The 23,167-nt window shown below is 38.2% G+C and carries 21 protein-coding genes and 1 pseudogene; 10 read left to right on the forward strand and 12 right to left on the reverse strand.

Annotation, left to right across the window (positions count from 1 at the left end; translation table 11 throughout):
• Positions 1 to 180 precede the first annotated feature (180 nt).
• The 4 genes and pseudogenes from AB9L17_RS18480 to pheS all read right to left on the reverse strand — a co-directional run bounded on the left by AB9L17_RS18480 (position 181) and on the right by pheS (position 5,876).
• Positions 181 to 1,128: a methyl-accepting chemotaxis protein gene (locus tag AB9L17_RS18480; RefSeq protein WP_375200814.1), complete on the reverse strand. Its 948-nt coding sequence runs from the start codon at positions 1,126 to 1,128 to the stop codon at positions 181 to 183.
• Positions 1,120 to 2,040, reverse strand: a pseudogene (locus tag AB9L17_RS18485) (HAMP domain-containing protein); the annotation flags it as partial. The gene AB9L17_RS18480 and the pseudogene AB9L17_RS18485, both read right to left, overlap by 9 nt.
• A gap of 368 nt (positions 2,041 to 2,408) precedes the next feature.
• Positions 2,409 to 4,826: a phenylalanine--tRNA ligase subunit beta gene (gene pheT / locus AB9L17_RS18490; RefSeq protein WP_375199609.1), complete on the reverse strand. Its 2,418-nt coding sequence runs from the start codon at positions 4,824 to 4,826 to the stop codon at positions 2,409 to 2,411.
• A gap of 12 nt (positions 4,827 to 4,838) precedes the next feature.
• A complete protein-coding gene (gene pheS / locus AB9L17_RS18495) occupies positions 4,839 to 5,876 on the reverse strand; it encodes a phenylalanine--tRNA ligase subunit alpha (RefSeq protein ID WP_068983933.1) in 1,038 nt (345 codons plus the stop codon).
• Positions 5,877 to 6,619: 743 nt separating this feature from the next.
• Between pheS and AB9L17_RS18500 the strand changes: the two genes are divergently transcribed.
• Positions 6,620 to 6,823, forward strand: coding sequence for a hypothetical protein (locus tag AB9L17_RS18500; protein ID WP_375199610.1), 204 nt, complete (start codon positions 6,620 to 6,622; stop codon positions 6,821 to 6,823).
• 55 nt (positions 6,824 to 6,878) lie between these two features.
• Here AB9L17_RS18500 and AB9L17_RS18505 read toward each other — a convergent pair whose 3' ends face one another.
• On the reverse strand, positions 6,879 to 7,643 hold the full coding sequence (locus AB9L17_RS18505; RefSeq protein WP_068983934.1) for a TrmH family RNA methyltransferase: 765 nt from the start codon (positions 7,641 to 7,643) through the stop codon (positions 6,879 to 6,881).
• 357 nt (positions 7,644 to 8,000) lie between these two features.
• Between AB9L17_RS18505 and AB9L17_RS18510 the strand changes: the two genes are divergently transcribed.
• Together AB9L17_RS18510 and AB9L17_RS18515 are read left to right on the forward strand one after the other, a co-directional pair.
• Positions 8,001 to 8,513, forward strand: coding sequence for a hypothetical protein (locus tag AB9L17_RS18510; protein WP_375199611.1), 513 nt, complete (start codon positions 8,001 to 8,003; stop codon positions 8,511 to 8,513).
• Positions 8,514 to 8,628: 115 nt separating this feature from the next.
• A complete protein-coding gene (locus tag AB9L17_RS18515; RefSeq protein WP_068983935.1) occupies positions 8,629 to 9,027 on the forward strand; it encodes a (deoxy)nucleoside triphosphate pyrophosphohydrolase in 399 nt (132 codons plus the stop codon).
• A gap of 148 nt (positions 9,028 to 9,175) precedes the next feature.
• Here the strand turns inward: AB9L17_RS18515 and AB9L17_RS18520 are convergent, their stop codons facing one another.
• On the reverse strand, positions 9,176 to 10,525 hold the full coding sequence (locus AB9L17_RS18520) for an FAD-binding oxidoreductase (RefSeq protein WP_375199612.1): 1,350 nt from the start codon (positions 10,523 to 10,525) through the stop codon (positions 9,176 to 9,178).
• 168 nt (positions 10,526 to 10,693) lie between these two features.
• On the opposite strand from AB9L17_RS18520, the gene AB9L17_RS18525 reads away from it, so the two are divergent.
• The 3 genes from AB9L17_RS18525 to AB9L17_RS18535 all read left to right on the forward strand — a co-directional run bounded on the left by AB9L17_RS18525 (position 10,694) and on the right by AB9L17_RS18535 (position 12,689).
• Positions 10,694 to 12,109, forward strand: coding sequence for a LysM peptidoglycan-binding domain-containing protein (locus AB9L17_RS18525; RefSeq protein WP_068983937.1), 1,416 nt, complete (start codon positions 10,694 to 10,696; stop codon positions 12,107 to 12,109).
• A 214-nt stretch (positions 12,110 to 12,323) separates the two neighbouring features.
• Positions 12,324 to 12,485: a YfhD family protein gene (locus AB9L17_RS18530; protein WP_175401697.1), complete on the forward strand. Its 162-nt coding sequence runs from the start codon at positions 12,324 to 12,326 to the stop codon at positions 12,483 to 12,485.
• A 12-nt stretch (positions 12,486 to 12,497) separates the two neighbouring features.
• Positions 12,498 to 12,689 carry an H-type small acid-soluble spore protein gene (locus AB9L17_RS18535; protein WP_068983938.1) on the forward strand — a complete coding sequence of 64 codons (192 nt, stop codon included), beginning with the start codon at positions 12,498 to 12,500 and terminating at the stop codon, positions 12,687 to 12,689.
• 129 nt (positions 12,690 to 12,818) lie between these two features.
• Here the strand turns inward: AB9L17_RS18535 and AB9L17_RS18540 are convergent, their stop codons facing one another.
• Both AB9L17_RS18540 and AB9L17_RS18545 read right to left on the reverse strand, forming a co-directional pair.
• Positions 12,819 to 14,981 carry a bifunctional diguanylate cyclase/phosphodiesterase gene (locus AB9L17_RS18540; RefSeq protein ID WP_375199613.1) on the reverse strand — a complete coding sequence of 721 codons (2,163 nt, stop codon included), beginning with the start codon at positions 14,979 to 14,981 and terminating at the stop codon, positions 12,819 to 12,821.
• A 234-nt stretch (positions 14,982 to 15,215) separates the two neighbouring features.
• The gene (locus AB9L17_RS18545; RefSeq protein WP_068983939.1) at positions 15,216 to 15,740 is read right to left on the reverse strand and encodes a sigma-70 family RNA polymerase sigma factor; all 525 of its coding nucleotides are present in this window, start codon (positions 15,738 to 15,740) and stop codon (positions 15,216 to 15,218) included.
• Between the two features lie 236 nt (positions 15,741 to 15,976).
• Here AB9L17_RS18545 and sspI point away from each other — a divergent pair, with 236 nt between their 5' ends.
• Positions 15,977 to 16,186, forward strand: a complete 210-nt coding sequence (sspI, locus tag AB9L17_RS18550) for a small acid-soluble spore protein SspI (RefSeq protein ID WP_068983940.1) — start codon at positions 15,977 to 15,979, stop codon at positions 16,184 to 16,186.
• A gap of 78 nt (positions 16,187 to 16,264) precedes the next feature.
• Positions 16,265 to 17,644: an FAD-binding oxidoreductase gene (locus AB9L17_RS18555; RefSeq protein ID WP_068983941.1), complete on the forward strand. Its 1,380-nt coding sequence runs from the start codon at positions 16,265 to 16,267 to the stop codon at positions 17,642 to 17,644.
• A 317-nt stretch (positions 17,645 to 17,961) separates the two neighbouring features.
• Here the strand turns inward: AB9L17_RS18555 and argF are convergent, their stop codons facing one another.
• Positions 17,962 to 18,927, reverse strand: a complete 966-nt coding sequence (gene argF, locus AB9L17_RS18560; protein ID WP_375199614.1) for an ornithine carbamoyltransferase — start codon at positions 18,925 to 18,927, stop codon at positions 17,962 to 17,964.
• A gap of 570 nt (positions 18,928 to 19,497) precedes the next feature.
• Between argF and AB9L17_RS18565 the strand changes: the two genes are divergently transcribed.
• Positions 19,498 to 19,830: a hypothetical protein gene (locus AB9L17_RS18565; protein WP_375199615.1), complete on the forward strand. Its 333-nt coding sequence runs from the start codon at positions 19,498 to 19,500 to the stop codon at positions 19,828 to 19,830.
• 132 nt (positions 19,831 to 19,962) lie between these two features.
• Positions 19,963 to 20,958 carry a serine hydrolase domain-containing protein gene (locus tag AB9L17_RS18570; RefSeq protein ID WP_068983943.1) on the forward strand — a complete coding sequence of 332 codons (996 nt, stop codon included), beginning with the start codon at positions 19,963 to 19,965 and terminating at the stop codon, positions 20,956 to 20,958.
• 177 nt (positions 20,959 to 21,135) lie between these two features.
• On the opposite strand, the gene AB9L17_RS18575 is transcribed toward AB9L17_RS18570, so the two are convergent.
• The 3 genes from AB9L17_RS18575 to AB9L17_RS18585 all read right to left on the reverse strand — a co-directional run bounded on the left by AB9L17_RS18575 (position 21,136) and on the right by AB9L17_RS18585 (position 23,162).
• Entirely contained in the window at positions 21,136 to 21,456 is a 321-nt protein-coding gene (locus AB9L17_RS18575; protein ID WP_068983944.1) for a hypothetical protein, read from the reverse strand.
• Positions 21,457 to 21,468: 12 nt separating this feature from the next.
• Positions 21,469 to 21,885 (reverse strand): hypothetical protein, encoded by a 417-nt coding sequence (locus AB9L17_RS18580; RefSeq protein WP_068983945.1) that lies wholly within the window; start codon positions 21,883 to 21,885, stop codon positions 21,469 to 21,471.
• Positions 21,886 to 22,073: 188 nt separating this feature from the next.
• Positions 22,074 to 23,162 (reverse strand): M42 family metallopeptidase, encoded by a 1,089-nt coding sequence (locus tag AB9L17_RS18585; protein WP_068983946.1) that lies wholly within the window; start codon positions 23,160 to 23,162, stop codon positions 22,074 to 22,076.
• Between the last annotated feature and the right edge of the window lie 5 nt (positions 23,163 to 23,167).

Below are 23,167 nucleotides of genomic sequence, written 5' to 3' on the forward strand. Positions count from 1 at the left end.
CACTGATTATTTGTCTTACTTTTACGAGCAGTTAATTTGAGATAAATTTGATCTTATATAAAAAAATTTCGCTATACTTCAGCTGATTACAAGTTTATACGACTTGCCCTCGACTGTAGTTAGCGAAATTCTTTGTATCAAAAATTTATTATGATCATTTTTGAAGTCTTTTGTTCTAGCTTAATATTTAAACTGTTGAATCGTCCGTTGAAGATTTTCAGACATGTCAGCAAGCGCTTCAGCTGATGCTGCAATTTCTTCCATAGATGCAAGCTGTTCCTCTGTTGCAGCGGAAATATTTTGTGCACTTGCTGTATTTTCATTTGTTTGCTCAAGCACCGTTTCAATCCCAATTGCCACTTGATTGGCATGTTGAGAAATGACTTTAGATGCCTCCGAAATTTGTCCTATTTCATAGGTTACACTTTGTACATTCGTACGAATCTCTTCAAACGACTTTCCTGCCATATTTGTTATATCAATACCCTTCACGACCTCTGCTGAACCTGCAGCCATTGATTCAACAGCCAGTTCTGTATCTGCTTGAATCCTTGAAATAATTTCCTTAATTTGTAGTGTAGACTGTGCAGATTGTTCAGCTAGCTTTCGCACTTCGTCAGCGACTACTGCAAAGCCTTTACCTTGCTCACCCGCACGGGCAGCTTCAATTGCTGCGTTTAAAGCTAATAAGTTAGTTTGTTCAGCAATTTGAGTGATGGCCTCCACAATGTCTTCAATTTCGTGAGAACGCTTGTCTAATGTTTGCACTGTCTTTTCAAGGGTTAGTACAGTATTTTGAATCATAGTCATTTGTTGAACGGCCGTTTGAATAGTCTCATCACCACTCAAAACAGCATCCATAGCTTTATTTGACATCTCATTAACAGCATCTGCTTTTACCGAAATACGCTGAATGGATGATGACATTTCTAGTACAGAACTGTTACTGTCATTAATAGTTTCTGCTTGTATATCAACCGTCTCGGCAAATGTTTGAATGGAATCAACGATTTGCGATGTAGCTCGTTTATTTTCTGTAGTACTTGCAGTCAGTTGCTCCGATGATGCAGCCAACTGATTGGATTCCTCACCAATGTTACCAACTACTTCACGTAAGGATTGAATCATTTTATTGAATATATTCGCCAACTTACCTATCTCATCTTGTGTTTTAACTTCGATGAGATTGCGCAAATCACCATTCCCTACCTGCTCAGCTACTGTAGACAGCTCATTTAGAGGTCGAATGATTGTTCTAATAATGACAGCACCAATGATTCCAAATATGATAAGAGCTATGACAATAACCGTTATTGTGTTTATTAATATTGGTTTTGTGACAGTTGCTACATCTGCTAAATCCATTGTGCCAATAATTTTCCAACCTGTTAGTTTATTGGTAGTGAAGAATACTTGATACTCTTTTCCATCTTCCTCAATGAAAAAGCTACCCTCTTCTTTTCCTTGCATCTTTTCTATATAGGACTTTTTGAGCTCTGATCCTACCTCTGCCTGTGGATCGGCAATAATAAGATTATTGGCATTTACTAATGAGGCGTAGCCATTATCACCAATTTCCACTGTTTTCACAAGATCGGAAATTCCCTCTAAATTTAGGCCAATAGAAATAACTCCTGACTGATCCTGTAATCCAGCTGAAACGGCTAGTATTAATTCCCCTGTAATAGTTGATTTATAAGGATCAACCATTACTCCCTTGCCTGGCGATTCTATAGCCTTTAAGTACCATGGTCGGGTAAATGGATTATAATCTGCTGTAGGTTTAACGTACGGCTCACGTAAAAATTTATGCCCTTCAATCGCTAAATTAACAACAGAAACATTGCTATGTAATGCATTATATTTTTCTAATTCCTTTAAAGCTTCTGCATCTTGCACATTCTTATTAAAAAAATTAGCTAAATACTCCGTATCGCTAAGTATAGGTGATATCTCATCTGAAATTAATGTATTTAATAATTTTACATTTTTGCGTGAGCTATTACTTAACTCCTGTTGATATTGGTCGGACGCCTTCATATATGAAAACGTACCAATAGCAATGCTAGGGATTAAAAGTATTAATGTGAACGCCCATATTAATCGTGTTCTTACGGAAAGGCTTCTTTGCTTTCGATGATTTTTCAAAATAACTATCACCCCGTAGTAAAATTTTCTATCCAAGTTCTACTATACACAAAATAAATAATAATTAAATAATAATTATCATTTTTTTGTTATTTCTAGCAATTATCAAAACAAATATAGAAAAACACGAAGAATATCTACTCTCTCGTGCCCTCTTTCATTCATACTTTAGTTCGGATTATCTATGTAATAGATTTATGAAGTTACCCAATTAAACAAAAGCTGCCTCATTACGAGACAGCTTGCAAGTAGTAATTAAATTAGCGTACTTCTGTACCTTCAATTGTTGCAATGGCTTTTAACACCTTATTATGTGCTGCAACAACCTCTTCGTCTGTTAATGTACGCTCTGGATCGAAGTATGTTAGGGAGAATGCAACTGATTTTTTACCAGCTTCCATTTTTTCACCTTCATATACGTCGAATACACGAACATCTTTCAATAATTTCACACCTGCTGAACGAATAGCCGTAATAACTTCTCCAGCCGTTGTTGTACGATCCATGATAAGTGCAATATCACGAGACATAGCTGGGAAACGAGGCACTGGCGTATAGGCAAGAGGTGCTTCTTTGGCTGTAGCATTTAATAATGCTACTAGGTTCATTTCCATTACATATGTGTCTTTTACACCCCATGTTTTTTGTTCTGCTGGATGTAAGCCGCCGATAATGCCGACTTGTTCACCATCTAAAAGAATGCTAGCTGTACGTCCTGGGTGTAAACCATCTACTTCAGCTTTCACAAATGATATACGATCCTCTAAACCTAGCTTACCGATAACACCTTCTACGATTCCTTTTAAAACGAAGAAATCTACCGCTTTTTTCTCGCCCTGCCAAGCGTGATCTAGCCATTTTCCTGTTAAAACTGCTGCCACATGCTCTTCCTCATATGGTTGCCCTTCTTCTGATTGACCGAGGAAAACTGAACCGACTTCATACAATGCTACAGTTTCAGCCTTACGCGCAACATTATAAGCAGCCGCTTCAATTAAATGCGGTAGAAGACTTTGACGCAGTGTTGAACGTTCCTCACTCATCGGCATTAGTAAACGTGTTACAGGCTCCGCTTTCAATGCAAAACGTTGTGACAACGCTTCAGATGTTAATGAGTACGTTACAGCTTGGTAAAGACCTGCACCCTCCATGAAATTGCGCGCTACGCGACGATTTGCTTGGTATGGTGTTAGACGACCTACCTGGTTTGCTCCTTCTGGTAATGTCATTGGAATTTCATCATAACCGTATAGACGAGCAATTTCCTCTACGATATCTTCTTCAATTTTAATATCTTGACGACGTGTTGGGGCATCAACGATCAATAGACCATTTGCAGCTTCTACACCAAATTTAAGACGCTCTAAAATAGACAGCATATCTTCTAATGAAATTTTCATACCTAAACGTTCATTGATAAAATCTGGAGAGACCACAACACGTGCTGGTGATTTATCAAGTTCATCCACGATGCATGTTCCTTCTAACACTTCACCACCAGCTAATTCAGCTAGTAGTGCAGCAGCACGTTCTGCAGCCGGTAACACACGGTTAGGGTCAACACCCTTTTCAAAACGAGCTGAAGCATCTGAACGGAGCCCAAGATGACGTGATGTTTGGCGTACAGTTAAGCCGTCGAAGTAAGCAGATTCAATAACAACCGTTGTAGTAGATTCAGTTACTTCAGAATTTGAACCACCCATTACACCTGCGATAGCTACTGGCTCTTTACCATTTGTAATAACTAAATCTGTCGCTTTTAATGTACGTTCTTGGTCATCTAATGTCGTGATTTTTTCACCCTCTGTTGCTTTACGAACCACGATTTCGCCAGTCGCTAGGCTATCGTAGTCAAAGGCGTGAAGCGGTTGACCATATTCCATTAAAATATAGTTCGTTACATCGACAACATTGTTGTGCGGGCGTACCCCTGCTGCCATTAGACGATTTTGTAGCCACATTGGTGATTCTGTAATTTTTACGTTTTTCACAACTTTTGCAACATACATTGGATTTGCTTGTAAATCTTCTACTCGAAGTTTTAACATGTCTTCAGCTTTTTCAGAAGATGTGCTATAAGAAATTTCTGGATACTTTACTTCCTCTGAAAAAATTGCACCGACTTCATACGCCACGCCTAACATTGACAGTGCATCTGAGCGGTTTGGCGTTAAACCAAGTTCTAATACTGTGTCACGTAGACCTAAAATAGCAAGGGCATCCGAGCCGACTTCAGCATCAGCAGGAAGTACATAAATACCTTCAGAATATGCTTTAGCAACAAGTTTTCCTTCGATCCCTAACTCTTGCAATGAACAAATCATACCGTTTGATTCATGTCCACGAAGTTTTGCCTTTTTTATTTTAATGCCACCTGGTAAATGTGCACCTGGACGAGCCACAATAACTTTTTGACCAGCATCGACGTTTGGAGCACCACAAATAATTTGTTGTGGCTCAGTTTCACCTACATCCACTTGGCAAATATTTAATTTATCCGCTTCAGGATGCTTCTCTTTTGATACGACATAGCCGACTACAACTTTATCCATTCCGTTAGCACGATCAATTACTGCATCTACCTCAATCCCAGAGCGCGTAATTTTTTCAGCTAACTGTTCAGGTGCTAAGTCCTGTGTGTTTACATAATCTTTTAACCATTCTAATGATACTAACATTTTTTATCCCCCTTACGCCTCTGTTCGCTCGAATTGTGATAAGAAACGGGTGTCACTTGTATAGAAATGACGAATATCGTCGACACCATATTTCAACATTGCGATACGTTCTGCACCGATACCGAATGCAAAACCTGAAACTTTCTTCGGATCATAGCCAGCCATTTCAAGTACATTTGGATGTACCATTCCTGCACCTAAAATTTCAATCCAGCCTGTGCCTTTACATACGTTACATCCTGAACCACCACATTTGAAGCAAGAAATATCCATTTCAACAGACGGCTCAGTGAATGGGAAGAAGCTCGGACGCAAACGAATTTCACGGTCATCACCAAACATTTTTTTCGCTAGAGTATCTAATGTACCTTTAAGGTCACTCATTCGAATATTTTCGCCAATAACTAACCCTTCAATTTGCATAAATTGATGTGAGTGTGTGGCATCATCGTTGTCACGACGGAATACTTTCCCTGGACAAATAATGCGTATAGATTCACCTTTTTTCGCTTCCATTGTGCGAGCTTGCACTGGAGATGTATGTGTACGCAATAATATTTCCTCGGAAATATAGAACGAATCCTGCATATCACGAGCAGGGTGTCCCTTCGGCAAGTTCAGTGCTTCGAAGTTATAGTAATCCTTCTCTACTTCAGGACCTTCTGCAATTTCATAGCCCATACCGATAAATAAATCTTCAATTTCTTCAATAACGCGCGTTAGTGGATGACGATTTCCAACCTTAATTTCACGGCCAGGTAAAGTGACATCAATCGACTCACTTGCTAATTTTTCAGCAATTGCCGCTTCTTCTAGTACAGTCACTTTAGCCTCTAACACAGCCGTTACATTTTCACGAACTGTGTTCACTAATGCACCCATTTTCGGGCGTTCTTCTGCTGATAATTTACCCATCCCTTTTAATAAATCTGTGATAGGTCCTTTCTTTCCTAGATACGCTACTCGCACATCATTTAACTCTTTTAAATTTGCTGCCACTTCAATTTTAGCAAGTGCTTCTTGCTCTAACTGCTTTAATTGCTCTTCCATGTATATACCCTCCTTGATAAAATCAATTTCGCCTTAGCGTAATTGCCGCTGTCGCGCAGAAAACATTTGCCGCTGTCGCTTTGATCTCGCTACAGATAAACAACGCTTTCGGATTTTGAATTGTGCCCAGGCCTGCACGAGGGCCGACACGATGTCGGTCATTTCGGTAATGCCACAGGACGTGGCGTTTTTACCGATGCAGGTCAGTTAGCCGTTTTCGCAGGATGCGAAGGTTTTAGGCTAACATCCTCTATTCATATGAAAATTCGTGACATCCGCTACTTTGATGGCATAAAAAAACTCGCCCCTAAAAAAGGGACGAGGACATTTTCGCGGTACCACCCTAGTTATTGCATGGTAAACTCCAAGCAATCACTTCATTGACATAACGACTAGATTAAAGCCGGCTTACCTTTACAGCCTGTTGCTGGTCCCGGTAGCTGCTCGCAGGATGAATTCAAAACTGCATTGGTACGGCGCTAGCTCTCAATCTTCGGCCTACGCTCCCTGTCGTCCATTCACAATCTTTACTACTTCCCGGTCAAAGCATTTTTGTATTCAAGCTTACATTTTACATGTGATTATACAATACTATACCAATTCAAATCAAGAGCCATGTGCCTATTGCCATCGATATCGATGGTTCTATCGGTAATTTTAGGCTCCTCACCAAAAGTTGTGGATGACATTTGTTAAATTTTATGCCACATATAAGTTGATTGGAGTGGAGACTGGGCGACTCCTTGGGAATCAGCGTCACAAATGAGACCCCGGAGCGAGCAACGCGAGTGAATCGGCTCATCAGGCGCCCCCAGGAAGCTTTGCTCTGTGCGAAAGCGAAGCGACAGCAACAATGTTTTATCTGTGCGAAAGCGAAGCGACAGCAACAAAGCGCCCAGTCGGAACGGAAATCAACCACACACTATGGTAATGAACGGCAATTTTAACGATTTCACCATATTTTTTAAATTACAGGTGTAATTGCTTTGATTGATTGATTAATTACTTCACAAATCCATATAAAACAATTCCTGTTGCTACTGCTACATTTAGAGACTCCGCTTGCCCCAAAATTGGAATAATAATATTTTGATCTGTCATCGAAAGTAATTGTGGATGAATGCCACTACCTTCATTCCCCATCATTATTGCGAATGCACCCGTATGCTCAATATCACTATAGACAACTGCATCCTCATCTAAAGCCGTTCCAAATACTGGTACGCCATTATCCTGTAACTGCTCAATCCATTCCTCTAAATCGCCACGAAGGACAGGAATATGGAAATGCGAGCCTTGCGCAGATCGAAGTGTTTTAGGATTATATAAATCCGCACAGCCCTTGCCGAGTATGACTGCATCCAAACCAGCTGCATCCGCTGTACGAATCATCGTTCCAATATTTCCTGGATCTTGGACCGCATCAATTAGTAGCACCTTGCGCCACGAAGCCATTACATCTTCGTCTACCAAAGGCTGCTTACAAACTGCAAATACACCTTGAGACGTCTCCGTTTCAGCAAACTCCTTGGCAACAGCTGCTGTTACTTCAACGATGGCTACACTATCAATAGGCCAAAGCATTGGCAATTCTACACCTTCACGTACGATTAGCTGCAGCACCTGCTCGTTATTTTTTAATGCTTCCTCTACCAAATGGAATCCCTCTACTAGGAATTCTCCAGATCTTTCACGCTCTTTACGTGTTGTCGCTAGCTTCTTCCAATATTTCACTAACGCATTTTGCGTAGATTCAATTCTTTTCATCGTACCTCGTACCGCCTTTTTCCTATTTACTGTTCATTATTATACAGTAGAAAACGACAAATTACATAGTTATACGAAAACCATTATAAAGTTATGTCCATCACCGAGATACACGTTATAATTTTCAATAGTTTGACTCATCACCAAAAGTTGTGGATGACATTTGTTTAAACATTTACAATGTATTAGTTGATTGGAGTGGAAGCTGGGCGACTTCTTGGGGATCAGCGATAGAGGAACGAAGGCTAAGAGCATCACGTCCTGTGATAACGCCTTCGTGACCAACATCCTGTTGCCCCGAGACCCTGCAGCGAATGTTTTCTGTGCGAAAGCGTAGTGTTAACGTAGCGGCAGCAAATGTTTTATCTGTGCGAAAGCGAAGCGTCAGCAACAAATGTTTTATCTGTGCGAAAGCGAAGCGTCAGCAACAAATGTTTTATCTGTGCGAAAGCGAAGCGTCAGCAACAAATGTTTTATCTGTGCGAAAGCGAAGCGTCAGCAACAAATGTTTTATCTGTGCGAAAGCGAAGCGTCAGCAACAAATGTTTTATCTGTGCGAAAGCGAAGCGTCAGCAACAAATGTTTTATCTGTGCGAAAGCGAAGCGTCAGCAACAAATGTTTTATCTGTGCGAAAGCGAAGCGTCAGCAACAAATGTTTTATCTGTGCGAAAGCGAAGCGTCAGCAACAAATGTTTTATCTGTGCGAAAGCGAAGCGGCAGCAACAACAAAAGCGGCTCATCGGACGCCCCCAGGAAGCTCTGCTCTGTGCGAAAGCGAAGCGACAGCAACAAATGTTTTATCTGTGCGAAAGCGAAGCGACAGCACAAAGCGCCCAGTCGGAACGGAAATCAACCACACGTTATGGTGACGAGCCAATATTTTAGGAAAACGGAACAATTGCTCATTTTTTTGTGATAGGTAATAACTGACCTTACCTTCTTACTGATTCCATGAATACATAAATAAACTTAAGGATGATAAATATGAAAAAAAATGTACATGTTGTAGGTGCCATTATTGAAAATGATAAGCATGAAATTTTTTGTGCGTTAAGAAATCCTAATATGGTACTAGCAAATTATTGGGAATTCCCTGGTGGTAAAATCGAAGAGGGGGAAACGCCAGAACAAGCTTTATCTCGTGAAATATTAGAGGAATTTAATTGTTCTATACAAGTTGGGGAAAAAGTTGAGGATACCATTTATGAATACGAAAAATTTATAGTACGCTTAGAAACATTTAAAGCGTCGATTATAAAGGGAGAGCCGGTCATGCTAGAACATGCTGAAATTAGATGGGTTCCTCGAAATGAACTTCTAAATCTTAATTTTGCTCCCGCTGATATTCCAGCAATCAATAAAATACTTGCCGAAAAATTGTAGGGATAGCATGAAACTTTAATCAGCAGGGGTTCTTCATCCCATTAGTAGTCTTTACCAATCGCTCCTTTATGAGCAGTTAATGTAGGAGAAAAGGGCAACAATGTTTGTTACCCCTCTGCATTCTGCTTTTTCTTTTATAGACTCTCATCTAAAGCCATTTTTTATTTGGCGGAATACTTTGAGGAAAATGAAATACATTAAACGGATCGTATTTTCCCTTTACTTCTCTAAGCATTCTAAGATTACGACCATAATAGGCAGTTGGCCAATCTTTTATATAACGATCAGGGAAATTCACATAATCTCCAACAGTGAAAGGTGACAAAGTCCGTCTTAAATTCTCGACCCACTGAATATTTTTTTCTTCTTCTTTAGCCTTTTCCCATGAGGTAATATACTCCTGAGCAATTAAAGCATTTCTATAATAATAAGCTGTTCGGCTTGACGCAATTTGACTTACCGCACCTCTAAGAGATTGCTGCCAAATAGTCGTATTTCTATTTGGAGCGTTAGATAAAAATTCTTTCATTTGTACAATGGCAACATGAGGGAATGGCCTTTCAATAAAGGATCCTGACCTTTTACGAAGGGCTGGTTTATTGCCGCTCGGTAAGTCGAAAAATTCTACAGCTTTAATATACGGTACTTCCTTTATCCATATATTCGTTGGTGACCCTGTTTTCCTCAATGGACGGAGTAGTTTCTTTAACTCAGATGCTGTACCTATAAACTCACCTTGAGCAACAATTTCACCCACTTGCTTAGATTTAAGCTCAATTTGTGAGGTCAAGCGTTCATCTGTATAAGGTGCCCATTTTTGCCATGCGTCAAAGGCTCGTTCAAAATCTTCCCATCCCCATGTAATGGAGAAAATCGATACGTTAGAAATAGGATACAGTTTAAATGTAAGAGCTGTAACGATGCCAAAATTCCCACCGCCCCCGCCACAACTTGCCCAAAATAAATCACTATTTTTCTGCTTGTCAGCTCGGATTACTTCAGCCCCTTCATGGCCACTTGCAACAACCATTTCTAGTTCCAGTAAATTGTCACATGTTAGCCCAAATGAACGCGATAGCATGCCAATTCCCCCACCAAGCGTCAAACCAACAACCCCTACACTCCCTTCAGTTCCTGCCGGGATTGTAAAACCATTTTCCCATAATACCCGATATACTTTTCCTAAATTAGCACCTGCTTCGATTTTCGCTGTCATATCTTGCTGGTTAATTGTTATTTCATTCATATCACTAACATCTATAACAAGACCTTCATTTAATATTGAATAATTTTCATAGTTATGTCTCCCACTTCTGATTCGAAATGGTTCATTATTTTCTCTCGCCCATCTTAATGCGTTGATAACGTCTTTCTTATGTCGACAAAATACAATGATACTCGGAAATTTGGGATCATTTAAGTTATTATTTGTTCTTGCTTGCTTATAGTCCGGATCTTTAGGGTTAACGATTCTTCCTGTAAGCTTTACTTTCTTCAAAATACAGCTCCTCTCTCAAATGATGCAATGCATATGTTTTATCCTATGCTTATCACTTGGAAAGAATATGAAGATTGAAATTTTTATCGCTTAAAAATTAAAGATAAATGCTCATTCTCTATATTCATACATATGATGCTATATTGAAACTACCTAGGAGGTGTTCTAATGATTATTCATGTGGTGAGCGCTGGTGAAACCCTTTGGCAAATTGCAAACCACTATTCCGTACCTATCAATTCCATTATCCAATTAAACGCATTATCTCATCCAAACCAATTAGTCATCGGACAATCACTCGTGATCCCCTCTCCTTATACAACTCATACTGTAAAAAGGGGCGACACTTTATGGTCAATTGCTCAACAATATAGTGTGCCTATTCAATCAATTATCACAGAAAATCATTTAACAAATCCAGATGTTTTAACACCTGGAACTAAGCTCGTTATTCCACCTATTACACATATCGTGCAGCCAGGAGAGACACTATCGCAAATTGCCAATCAATACGGTACGACCGTTCAAGCAATCGTTGTGGAAAATGGAATCACAAACCCAAATATGATTTATGCTGGCACACGTTTGATTATCCCAAGAGCTAAGCCTTCCATTGAAGTAAATGCTTATACGTATCAAAAGCCTGAAGAAGCTGTTCGTTCGATTAACGCAATCGGTCATCTTCTTACTTATTTTAGCCCATTTGCTTACATGATTAAGGAGGATGGATCTTTACAGCCTGTAGAAGATAAAGAAATGCTTGATGCAGCTATTGCCAAAAACATTACACCTATGTTAACCCTGACGAATTTCTCTTCCACAGAAGCAGGATCCAACTTAGCGCATGTTATTTTATCTAGTGCAGCATTACAGGAAAAGGTCATCAACAATGCCCTGCAAGTGATGGAAGAAAAAGGCTATAAAGTATTAAATATTGATTTTGAAAATGTTCTTCCAGCAGATCGGGAAAATTACAATGACTTTCTTCAGTTAGCTGTTGACCGTCTTCACCCAAAAGGATTCCTAGTCTCAACGGCACTTGCACCAAAGACGAGCGCAACTCAGACAGGAACATTATATGAGGCACATGATTATGAGGCACACGGAAGAATTGCAGATTTTGTAATTTTAATGACATATGAGTGGGGCTATCGACTTGGTCCGCCACAAGCTATTTCACCCATTAATGAAATGAGAAAAGTTGTAGAATATGCTTTATCAGTAATGCCTGCTGACAAAATATTTTTAGGTTTTCAAATTTATGCTCGCGATTGGCTTCTGCCACATGTTAAAGGGCAAGAAGCAGAAACATTCAGTTCTCAAGAAGCCATAAACAGAGCTGTAAAATATGGCGCAATCATACAATATGATAGGGTCGCACAATCACCTTATTTTCGTTATGTTGACGAACAAGGTAGAAATCATGAGGTATGGTTTGAAGATGCTAGAAGTGCACAAGCTAAGTTTGACATGGTGAAGCAATATAATCTCCGAGGTATTAGTTATTGGGCACTAGGTTTTCCTTTCCCACAAAATTGGGCACTATTAAATAATGATTTTACCATCAAAAAGTTTTCTTTATAAATTCGACTCATCATCAAAAGTTAGAGATGATATTGGCTACATCAAAAGCCAATTATAAAAGTTAGCTTAGTATACGCAGTTAAGGATTTTCTATTAACACAAAATGATTTAGACATGTCTACATTAAACCCTTATTTTTCCCTAGTTTTTCCCATTATAAAAAATCAATTGAAAGCCATATTAAGAAATATCAAAGCGAAAGGAGAAACTAAACATGGGAAGAGACAATAAGCAAGGGCAAAGCGCCAACAAAGGGTCATTGCCTCAAACACCAAAAAATCAAAAAATAGCGCCAAACAAAGTTAGTGAAGAATTTTCTCAAGAGTTTATGGAACTTATTAATTCAGTTACTAAAGAAAAAAAGACAAAAAAATAAGGGGTACAACAAGTGGATTATAAACGTGCACAAGAAATTGTCGCCTCTCCATCAGAATATGAAGTAAGCTATAATGGCGTATCCGTCTGGATTGACAAGCTTCATGATGATGGTAAAACAGCAACTGTTCATTTACGTCGCTCTTTAGAGGAACGTTCCGAAGTAGACGTAGGAGAATTAAAGGAAGAATACCTCGCGCATTAAAACCTCATAATAAAAATCTGCTTACTTACAATGTGTGAAGTAAGCAGATTTTTTCTTTTTGAAAAATACAATTGCCAATATATAAATCCATTAAACGGAAGTAGAGCAGATGATATGAAAATTTCAACTTTAAATGATGTAATCCTCTTCATATTTCAGCCCTGTTAAAATATCACTTGCTTGAATGTGTAACTTTTTGTAGTTATTCGCAATTTGTTCAGCAGAAATTGGCTTACTAAATAAATAGCCCTGAATATAATCGCAATCACCCTCAATTAAGAAAGCAAGCTGCTCGACTTCTTCAATTCCTTCGGCAACAACCTTTAATCGCAAATGCTTCGCCATTGATAAAATCATAGCTACGAGTGCTTCATCATTTGGATTATGCTGAATATTTCGAACGAACGCCCGGTCAATTTTTAAGCAATCAATTGGAAAATCTTTAAGATACGACAGCGACGAATACCCTGTTCCAAAGTCATCCACAGCAATTTGGATACCAATTGCCTTTAATTCATGCAGTAGCTGTGTCATTTGATCGATATTCATCGTCATACTTTCCGTAATTTCTAATTGTAAATATTTTGGCTCTAAATTTGTACGCTGTAAAATTTCTTGTACCATTTGCACTAAATCTTGTTGGAATAATTGCCCAAGAGATAAATTAACAGCAACCTTCATGGGTGGTAGACCTTGCTTCTCCCATGTCTTCGCTTGAGAGCATGCTGTCTCTAAAATCCATTTCCCCAATGGAATAATTAGTCCAGATTCTTCTGCAATCGGGATAAACAACCCCGGTGAAACAAACCCACGTGTTGGATGACGCCACCGTACTAGCGCTTCGACCGATTCAATCTTACTAGTTTTTAAATTTACCTGAGGCTGAAAATCCAAATAAAACTCTTCATTAGCTAATGCCCTATGAAGCTCTTGCTCAATTAATATACGGTCAGCAATGCCATTTGACATATATGGCTTATAGAAAAGAAATCTTTGAGGCATTTGACTCGCTTCTCGCATTGCTAACTGAGCATGCATTAAAAGTTCTTCACCTGAGCAATCCTCATCATGCAGGGCAATTCCAAAATTAAGATTTCCGTTGAGAGAAAATAATTGCACTTGTAACGGTTTTTTCATAGCATTCTTCAAGTTACAGCAAAATTGTAATAGCTCTTCACTCGTTGTTACTTGATCAATATAAATAATAAACTGCCCCTCACGAAGCTTGGTTGCATAATAATAAGGTGGTAATATAGCTTGTATTCTCTCAGCCACGAGCTTCATCATTTCATTGGAATAGCTAATACCTATAGACGAGCGGATGGCTACAAGGCGATCAATCTCAATTGCAATGATTGCTTTTTGATGGTTATTGGCATGTAAATCCTCTTTTAAGGTTTTTAATAATAGATGTTCATTCGGGAGCCCTGTAATATCATCATGAAAAGCTTGAAAGCGTAGCTCCTGCTGCGAATACTCAAGGTCTTGCTTTATCTTTAATAATTGCCGATACGGTTTTTCGACCGATGTATAATATAGTGCTTTTAGGAAAAAGTAGAATGCAAAAAATTGATAAATAAGTGCTGAAAAACCCCAAATAGATTCCCTATCTTTAATGAAAACAAAGAAAATATCACTAATAATTAAATAAATTGCAGCGCTATTTAGCCATATTTCTCGTTTTGGCAACTGTTTTATATACTTACTTAAAATCACGATCGTTGTACCTTGTAAGACAGCAGACAACAAATGAACAATAGTATTAACTTTATTCAACAATTGTTCTTCAAGCAAGAAATATTTTGAAGAGAAATATACTAATACAAAACTCAACAATACAAATAGTAAGGAACTTCCATATGTATAAAAACGATCATTCATCTTTAAGTGTTTTTTGGGCTTTAAAATAATAAAGAGAAAACCGATTGATAAGCACAATCTCATTATTATATGTAAAAGCATATCCATATATTGTGTTTCTGCTATTGGATTTTGAGTAATAACTAAGCTCACTATTTCCAATAAGGCGATGATAAAAAATAAATTACCTATGTATAATATTTGATTTGATAATAAGTGTGGAAAAACGAGCCAAGATTGAATAGCGATTGCCATCGTACAAACAATAATTAGTATTTGTATAATCAAATTCAAGCATATGTAGCTTTCTTCCTTAAAAATATCGAATATCCAATCACTTATACCTAATAGTGGTATAACTAGCAATAATGGCAATACTAGATACCAAACCTCTTTCTTTTCTAGCTCTAATTGATTCAACCATTTCTCCAACAAAAACCCTCCATACCCAATATCTATCTTTAAATAGGTAATTTTATCTATTTAAAGGAGGCTCTTCATCAAAATATGTATATGACTACACATTCCACGGAAATCACCTCTACATGATGGTGATAAGCCTTTTTATTAATTTCTTACAAATCATAACATTTTTATGCCAAAACGAAAGTATGCCAATATTCATTTCCCATTTTGATATTAGCATACTTTTGATGTTTTATCGCTCTATTCTTCTCTAGAAGATAACAGTTCACGCAGTTTAATCATTATTCTTGTGCGTCTTTTTTTAACTGCATCTACAGATAAACCTAGTTCTTTAGCTATTTCCAAGTAACTATAACCTTCTACATAAAAAAGTAGTAATATTTTTCTTTCTTCTTTTTTTAAACAGGACATAATACATTCTGTATGAACGGGATTTCTCTTACTTATTTCATAATCACGAACATAATTTATCGTTTCATGGTCCATAGGTGTATAATTCTTTAGAAATAGCCTCTCCTTTGAAAGTTCTTTTAAAATTTCTCCTTTGACGCATGTATAAATATAAGCAGAAAACTGCCCTTTTGAAGGGTCCGCTTTGCGCCAAGCCTCCCAAACAGCTATAGATGCTATATGACGATAATATTCAAAGTCCTTGTAAATTCGGCACTTTACTAAAATCGATGTGATCATCGGCTGGACAAATTCCAATACTTCTTCAAAAGGTTGTTCAGGTGATAGCTTTTGCTTATTACGCTGTGTTGTCATCCTATTTTCCTGTCGACTATGCACAGTCCATTATTCCTAGGTACCTCTATCTTAATTATTATACTACGAGTATGTCGAACGGCCATTTTGACGGTATGACTAGAGAGTTTTTATAAACCATAATTAATATTTATACACGATAACAGTACGATATTTCAGAAATCAAATGTTTTTACTGGATTTCTATACATATTTCTAAAAAGGTTGGACAGATTACTACTAAGGAGGCGAAATAGATGAATTTTCAAATAAGAGATGCGATTACGACAAACGTACATGGTCAATCTGCGGCCGAATTTAAGGATATTGTCGAGGATGCTATTAGCCGTGGTGAAGAGCATCTACTGCCAGGGCTTGGTGTGTTTTTTGAAAAATGGTGGCAGCAGTCTAGTCCTGCTGAGCAGGATGCATTTGTTCAAAAACTAGAAAAAGTCTTTGCTCACTAATTTTTTATAGACAGTTCATTCCATTTCCAATAAATGCGTGATAAAGTTTTATTTATCAGAAAATTTGGAGGGGTTGGAATGACTGTTGCTGTAGAATTAATAGTAAATCAACTAAAAGAGGTTTTAACTGAAGAACAGGTGTCAACAAACGAAACAGTGCGACAGCTACATGGAAGGGACGAATCTCATCATTCAATAAGCTTACCAGATATCGTTGTCTTTCCTCGTTCCACGGCCGATGTCAGTGCCATCTTAAAAATTGCGCATGTGGAACGTGTACCCGTCGTACCTTTCGGTGTTGGCTCAAGCTTGGAAGGAAATGCAATTCCTATTGCAAATGGCATTTCTATCGATTTCTCTGAAATGAATACTATTTTAGAAATTCGACCAGATGACCTGCTAGTAAAAGTACAACCAGGTGTAACACGTGCCCAATTGAATAAAGAATTAAAAAAACATGGGCTTCAATTCACTGTTGATCCTGGTGCTGATGCTACACTTGGTGGCATGGCAGCGACAAATGCCAGCGGAACAACAGCAGTGCGCTATGGAGTGATGCGCGATCAAGTACGAGATTTAGAGGTTGTACTCGCAGATGGCACAGTCATTCATACCGGTAGCTTAGCAGCAAAATCGTCTTCTGGTTATCACCTGAATGGTCTTTTCATTGGCTCTGAGGGTACACTAGGTTGCTTTACAGAATTAACTTTACAAGTTTATGGTATACCCGAATTTGTCACTGCAGGACGCGCAGTTTTTGCGACAGTTGGCGATGCTGTCAGTGCAGTAACCGCATTGTTGCAGGCGGGTATTTCAATTGGTCGTGTTGAACTGGTCGATGAAGCCTCTATCAAACAAGCTAATATTTATAATGAAACATCCTATAATGAAAAACCAACACTATTTTTAGAATTTCACGGAAATGAAGCAGGTATGCATGCTGATATAGAATTTGCTAGTGAAATTTTTGAGGACTTTGGTTGCCTTTCTGTTGAATTTGAACAAGACAATGCAGCACGTAATAAGCTCTGGGAGGCACGCCATTCATTGGCCTATGCATATATCCATGCCTATCCGGGGAAAAAGCTTATGTCGACTGACGTTTGTGTGCCCATATCTATGCTTGCTGATTCTGTTTTATATGCTCGTGAACAGCTTGAGCAAGTTGGTCTTGCAGGCGGAATTGTAGGTCATGTTGGAGACGGTAACTTCCATGCCCTGTTAATGTTAGATCCAAATGATGCTGAGGAACAAGCAAAAGCCGACCGCTTCAATGAACATATTGTCCAATACGCTCTACTACGTGGTGGCACTTGTACCGGTGAACATGGTGTTGGTATTGGAAAAATGAAATATCAGTCTACAGAGCACGGAACATCTCTATTGGTGATGAAAAGCATTAAGGCAGCACTTGACCCACATAATATTATGAATCCAGGGAAGATTTTCAGCATGTAAACTTATGATCACTTTTAAACAAAGGAACCCGTTGGAATATCAACCGGTTCCTTTGTTTAGATCATCAAATGAATACCCGCTAAACAAGAAAAAAAGCAACCTAGCGTCTCCCAGGTTACTTTATTATGTAGCGATGTGGTCATCCACCTTGATAACATACATCGCATGTGGCTTACATCCCTCTGTCTGCAACCACTGTTATGTTATTCACATTGGCACCCCCTGTTGCCAATATGAACTCTATCTATATAGTACTTCTCAAACTGAGAAGCAGAATGCTTTATGTCAGTCCTTACTCGAAATGCGCTATTATTGCATTAAGCTAGAATTGAGGCTAGCACTGCTTTTTGTGCATGAAGTCTATTTTCTGCTTGCTCAAAGATGTAGGAATTTGGGCCATCAATAACAGACGACGCTACTTCTTCTTCACGATGCGCTGGTAAACAGTGCAGGAACATGTAATTCGGCTTTGCGTATGCAACAAGTTCATCATTAATTTGGTAACCTGCAAAGTCTTCTAGACGTTTTGCCGTTTCCTCTTCTTGCCCCATTGACGTCCATACATCAGCGTACACTACGTCCGCATGTAAAACTGCTTCTACAGGATCATTTGTGATTGTAATAGTACTACCATTTGCTGCCGCGATAGCCTGAGCTTTTGCGATCACCTCTGCATCACATTCATAGCCAACTGGTGTTGCCACTGCCACGTTCATTCCTACATGTGCAGAAGCTACCACTAATGAGTGCGCCACATTGTTGCCATCTCCAACATAGGCAATTTTAAGTCCCTTTAGTTCCCCTTTATGTTCAGCGATTGTTTCTAAATCAGCTAAAGCTTGGCATGGGTGATAAATATCCGTTAGTCCATTAATAACAGGTATAGATGCATGCTCTGCAAGCTCTTTCACCATAGCATGAGAATTTGCACGAATCATAATACCATCTAAATAGCCTGATAACACATGTGCTGTATCATAAATCGATTCACCACGACCAATTTGTAAATCACACGCATGCATAAACATACCTTTTCCACCTAATTGATTCATGCCTACTTCAAATGAAATACGAGTACGAGTTGAATGTTTTTCAAAAATCATGCCGAGCGTCTTACCTTCTAGCAGCTTCGGACATTTCTCTTCTTTTGTAATTATTTTCAGCTGTGTTGCTAACTCAACTAACTGTTGAACTTCTTCACTTGTATAGTCTAGCAAGGTTAGTAGGTCTTTACCCTTTAAGCTAGACACTAACTTTAACTGTACTTCCTCGAGTAATTTCATAGCATTCGCTCCTTATTTCGTTACTGTTGAATCAAGTATAGCATGCATAAATATAAAATCAACTGAATTTTTATGTTTATTTTCAAAAATTAGAAATCTTTCTTGAAATGTGACTAAAATACGAATTATTGAATTTTTATTCATAAATCGAAAAATAACCCTCAACCTCACATTCCAGATAATTGCATTATTGTTATTCCATTTTTATAATTAAATGTATTGATTATTTTAGTGGTAAAATAAATGGATAAAGAACTAGTACATCTTAGTAAAGAGATTGATAAAAAGATTGCAGAGAAGTGCTTATCGAGTTAGATACACGAGGATTCTTTGTTTTCAGAAGCAAGTGGAAATGAAGCTTGCTAACCTAATAAAGAGGATTTGTTTCATTTATACTACATATTCTTAGCTCATCACATGACATTTATTAAAACAGATGCTATGTATATAAGTTGATTGAAGTGGAGACTGGGCGACTCCTTGGGGATCAGCGATAGAGGAACGAAGACTAAGAGCATCACGTCCTGTGATAACGCCTTCGTGACCTACATCGTGTAGGCCCGAGACCCTGTGTTTTCTGTGCGAAAGCGTAGTGCTAACGTAGCTTCAGCAACTGGGTTTTATCTGTGCGAAAGCGAAGCGACAGCAACATTGTTTTATCTGTGCGAAAGTGCAACGACAGCAACATTGTTTTATCTGTGCGAAAGTGCAACGACAGCAACATTGTTTTATCTGTGCGAAAGTGCAACGACAGCAACATTGTTTTATCTGTGCGAAAGTGCAACGACAGCAACATTGTTTTATCTGTGCGAAAGTGCAACGACAGCAACATTGTTTTATCTGTGCGAAAGTGCAACGACAGCAACATTGTTTTATCTGTGCGAAAGCGTAGTGCTAACGTAGCGGCAGCAACAACAAAGTGCCCAGTCGGAACGGAAATCAACCACACGTTATGGTGGTGAGCCATATTTTTGAAATTACATTCTATTATTCCAGATCAACAGAAAAATAAACGTTTGTAATGGAGGTATTATTGTGGATTTATATGATTTAAAAAAGGACATATTTAAAATTGCTTATCCCTTTATAAAAACTCGCCCAAATGTTGCTTTATCCATCGGCATTATTGATCAAAACAAAGAAGCTACTTTTACTTTCAATGGCTCTAATTTTATGCTAGAAGAAAAGCCTTATATATATGAGGTTGGGTCCATTTCTAAAGTTTTTACTACGTCAATCTTAGGTGAAATGCTTCAGGAAGGGAAAGTTCATTTAGAAGATTCTATCGGCAACTATTTTTCTGCACTCCCTGATCATCACCCCGTGACGCTAAAACGTCTAGCAAATCATACATCAGGTCTGCCAGGTATAGGTGTGCTTAAGAATATTTACAATCTTTTTGACACTCAAACACCTCGTGATCCTTTTTGCCAATATTCACTGGACGAGACGATACATTATTTTAAAACACATACAAATGAGCCAAAAGTTAAGTTTAGATATTCAAATGTAGGCATGGGGCTTTTAGGGAATATTTTAGCCAATACGCTACATACTGATTTTGAAACAGCTATCAAACAAAGATTAACAGATCCTTTAGAATTACAAAGTACATTTATTTCTATCCCTCCCGATAAAAAGGAGGCGATATTACAAGGATATGGTATCCGAGGGCATAAAAAGCCTCCTCTCCACATGAATAACTTTATGGCAGCAGGGGCAATCCGTTCAACGGTTGATGATCTATTAAAATTTATGAAAGCTCATTTAAGCGATGAAAATTTAGGTTATACATTCACACACCAAGCTACTGAAACTATTTCAAAAGATTTAAGTATTGGTTTAGGATGGCTTCTTGAGGACGGTATTATTTGGCATAACGGTTCAACAAAAGGCTTCTCTAGTTATTTGGGGTTTGATAAAGCACAGCAAACAGGGGTCGTTGTTCTATCCAATTATCGATCCAATATATTGACAATAAATCCTGGACAAATTGGTAGAGATATATTAAAGCTTTTACAAGATGAATAGATACTTTATCTGAATACAAAATGAAATTCTTCGCTTTTCATTTTTATCATGAGATCGACATAAAAATACAAAACAGCCCTCAAACAAAAGAGGGCTGTTTTACTTATAATGCTTAATTTATTCACTGCATCACAGTTTAATTGTTGATTTTAACTTACAACAAATATTCAAATCACCTTACCAACCGCCACGATTCTGAATTTCATCTGTTTTAGAATCAATGTTACGTGCAAATTCTTTCACTTTTTGTACAGAATCATCAATTTGACGCTTCGTTGTTTGAATGCGATTTGCTATGCTAATCAATTGCGAAGGTTCTGGTGGGCTTGGCTGATTCGCAAGCATCATCAATTCTTGTTGAATACCTTCGAAATTAATTCCAGCATTTGTAATCATGTCACAAGCTAAAGTGATTTGAGAAGCAGTGTGGTCTACTGAATCGGCAACTCGCTGATTGTTATTCCAATTCGTGCGGCCTCCACCCATATATGAATTCATCTGGCGTTCCCCCTATCCTTGTAGCTTATCTGTTAACTCATCAATTTCAGTAATTTTTTTGTTAACACCGTCAGTAAAAGAATCAATTTCATCCGTTAATTTATCAACATCTTTTACGTTGCGTTGAACTTCGGCTAAGTTATTTAATGCATTTTGCACTTTACCAGTAATACCCATAGCTACGCTTTCTAACATCGCTTTTACATGAGGTGGCGCATCTTGGCCAACTTGCGCTAGCAACATATCAACTTGTGGCTGAATTTCAGTCAATGTAGTTTGAGCGTTAATTAATTCGCGTGAACAAGAATTCAATTCATTGTCGATTTTGTCTGAAGAACGGTCAATGTTCGCTTGAACATCCTTGATTTCACCTAACACCTTGTCAATTTTGTTGCCAACTTCTCTTGCGGTAGATTTACTAATAATCATAATTGCAAGTTCCTCCTAGAAAAAAATATGTTTATTCATATATATTACCAAAAAACTCTTATTCTTCCTAGCACTATTATCCAATTAGTAAGACAGATATATTTCTTAGGTCTAACCAATGCGAAAAGCCTCCTAACATCCTAGTTAGAAGGCAAAAATAATAGTTCAATTTAGTTCTTTATACTAAATTAGTCGAAAATAATCTTATTCACTGCATCACGGTCTAATTTTTTAATAACTTCTACCACTAATTTTACAGCATTATCATAATCGTCACGATGTAAAATACCTGCATGTGAATGGATATAGCGTGTAGCTATACCGATTGATAGTGCTGGCACTCCATTAGCAGTAATGTGCATTGAGCCAGCATCTGTACCGCCACCAGCCATTGCTTCGAATTGGTATGGAATATTATTATCATCTGCTACATCTAATACAAATTCACGTAAGCCACGGTGTGATACCATTGAGGCATCGTAGACAACAATTTGTGGACCAGCGCCCATTTTACTAGTTGATTCCTTCGCAGTTACTCCTGGTGTGTCTCCTGCTACACCTACATCGACAGCAAAGCCAATGTCTGGTTGGATTTTATGCGTAGCAGTTTTCGCACCACGAAGCCCTACTTCCTCTTGTACGTTCCCTACAGAATAAAGAATATTAGGATGCTTTTCATTTTTCAAAGCTTTCATAACATCTATTGCAATTGCACAACCAATACGGTTATCCCACGCTTTTGCTAATAGATACTTTTCGTTTTTCATCACGTTAAATTCAAAATATGGTGTGACCATATCGCCAGGACGTACGCCCCATTCAAGCACTTCATCTTTTGAAGCTGCACCAACATCGATAAACATATCTTTAATGTCTACCACTTTGTTACGCACATCTGCTGGTAAAATATGAGGTGGTTTTGAACCAATAACCCCAATAATTTCATCGCCTTTACGTGTTGTAATTGTTACACGCTGCGCAAGCATAACCTGGCTCCACCAACCGCCTACAGTTTGGAATTTGATGAACCCTTTGTCATCGATTTGAGTAACCATAAAGCCTACTTCATCTAAATGACCGGCAACCATAATTTTAGGACCATTTTCATCGCCAACTTTTTTAGCAATGACGCTCCCTAAATTATCTGTTTCAACTGAGTCTGCAAATGGTGCAATGTATTTTTTCATAACCTCACGTGGTGCACGTTCATTACCTGCAATACCATTCGCATCCGTTAAATCTTTAAACATTTGTAATGTTGGATCTAGTTGTGTCATCCTTT

Origin of the sequence: Lysinibacillus sp. RS11, from assembly GCF_042019215.1 — a bacterium.
Taxonomy (GTDB): domain Bacteria; phylum Bacillota; class Bacilli; order Bacillales_A; family Planococcaceae; genus Lysinibacillus; species Lysinibacillus xylanilyticus_A.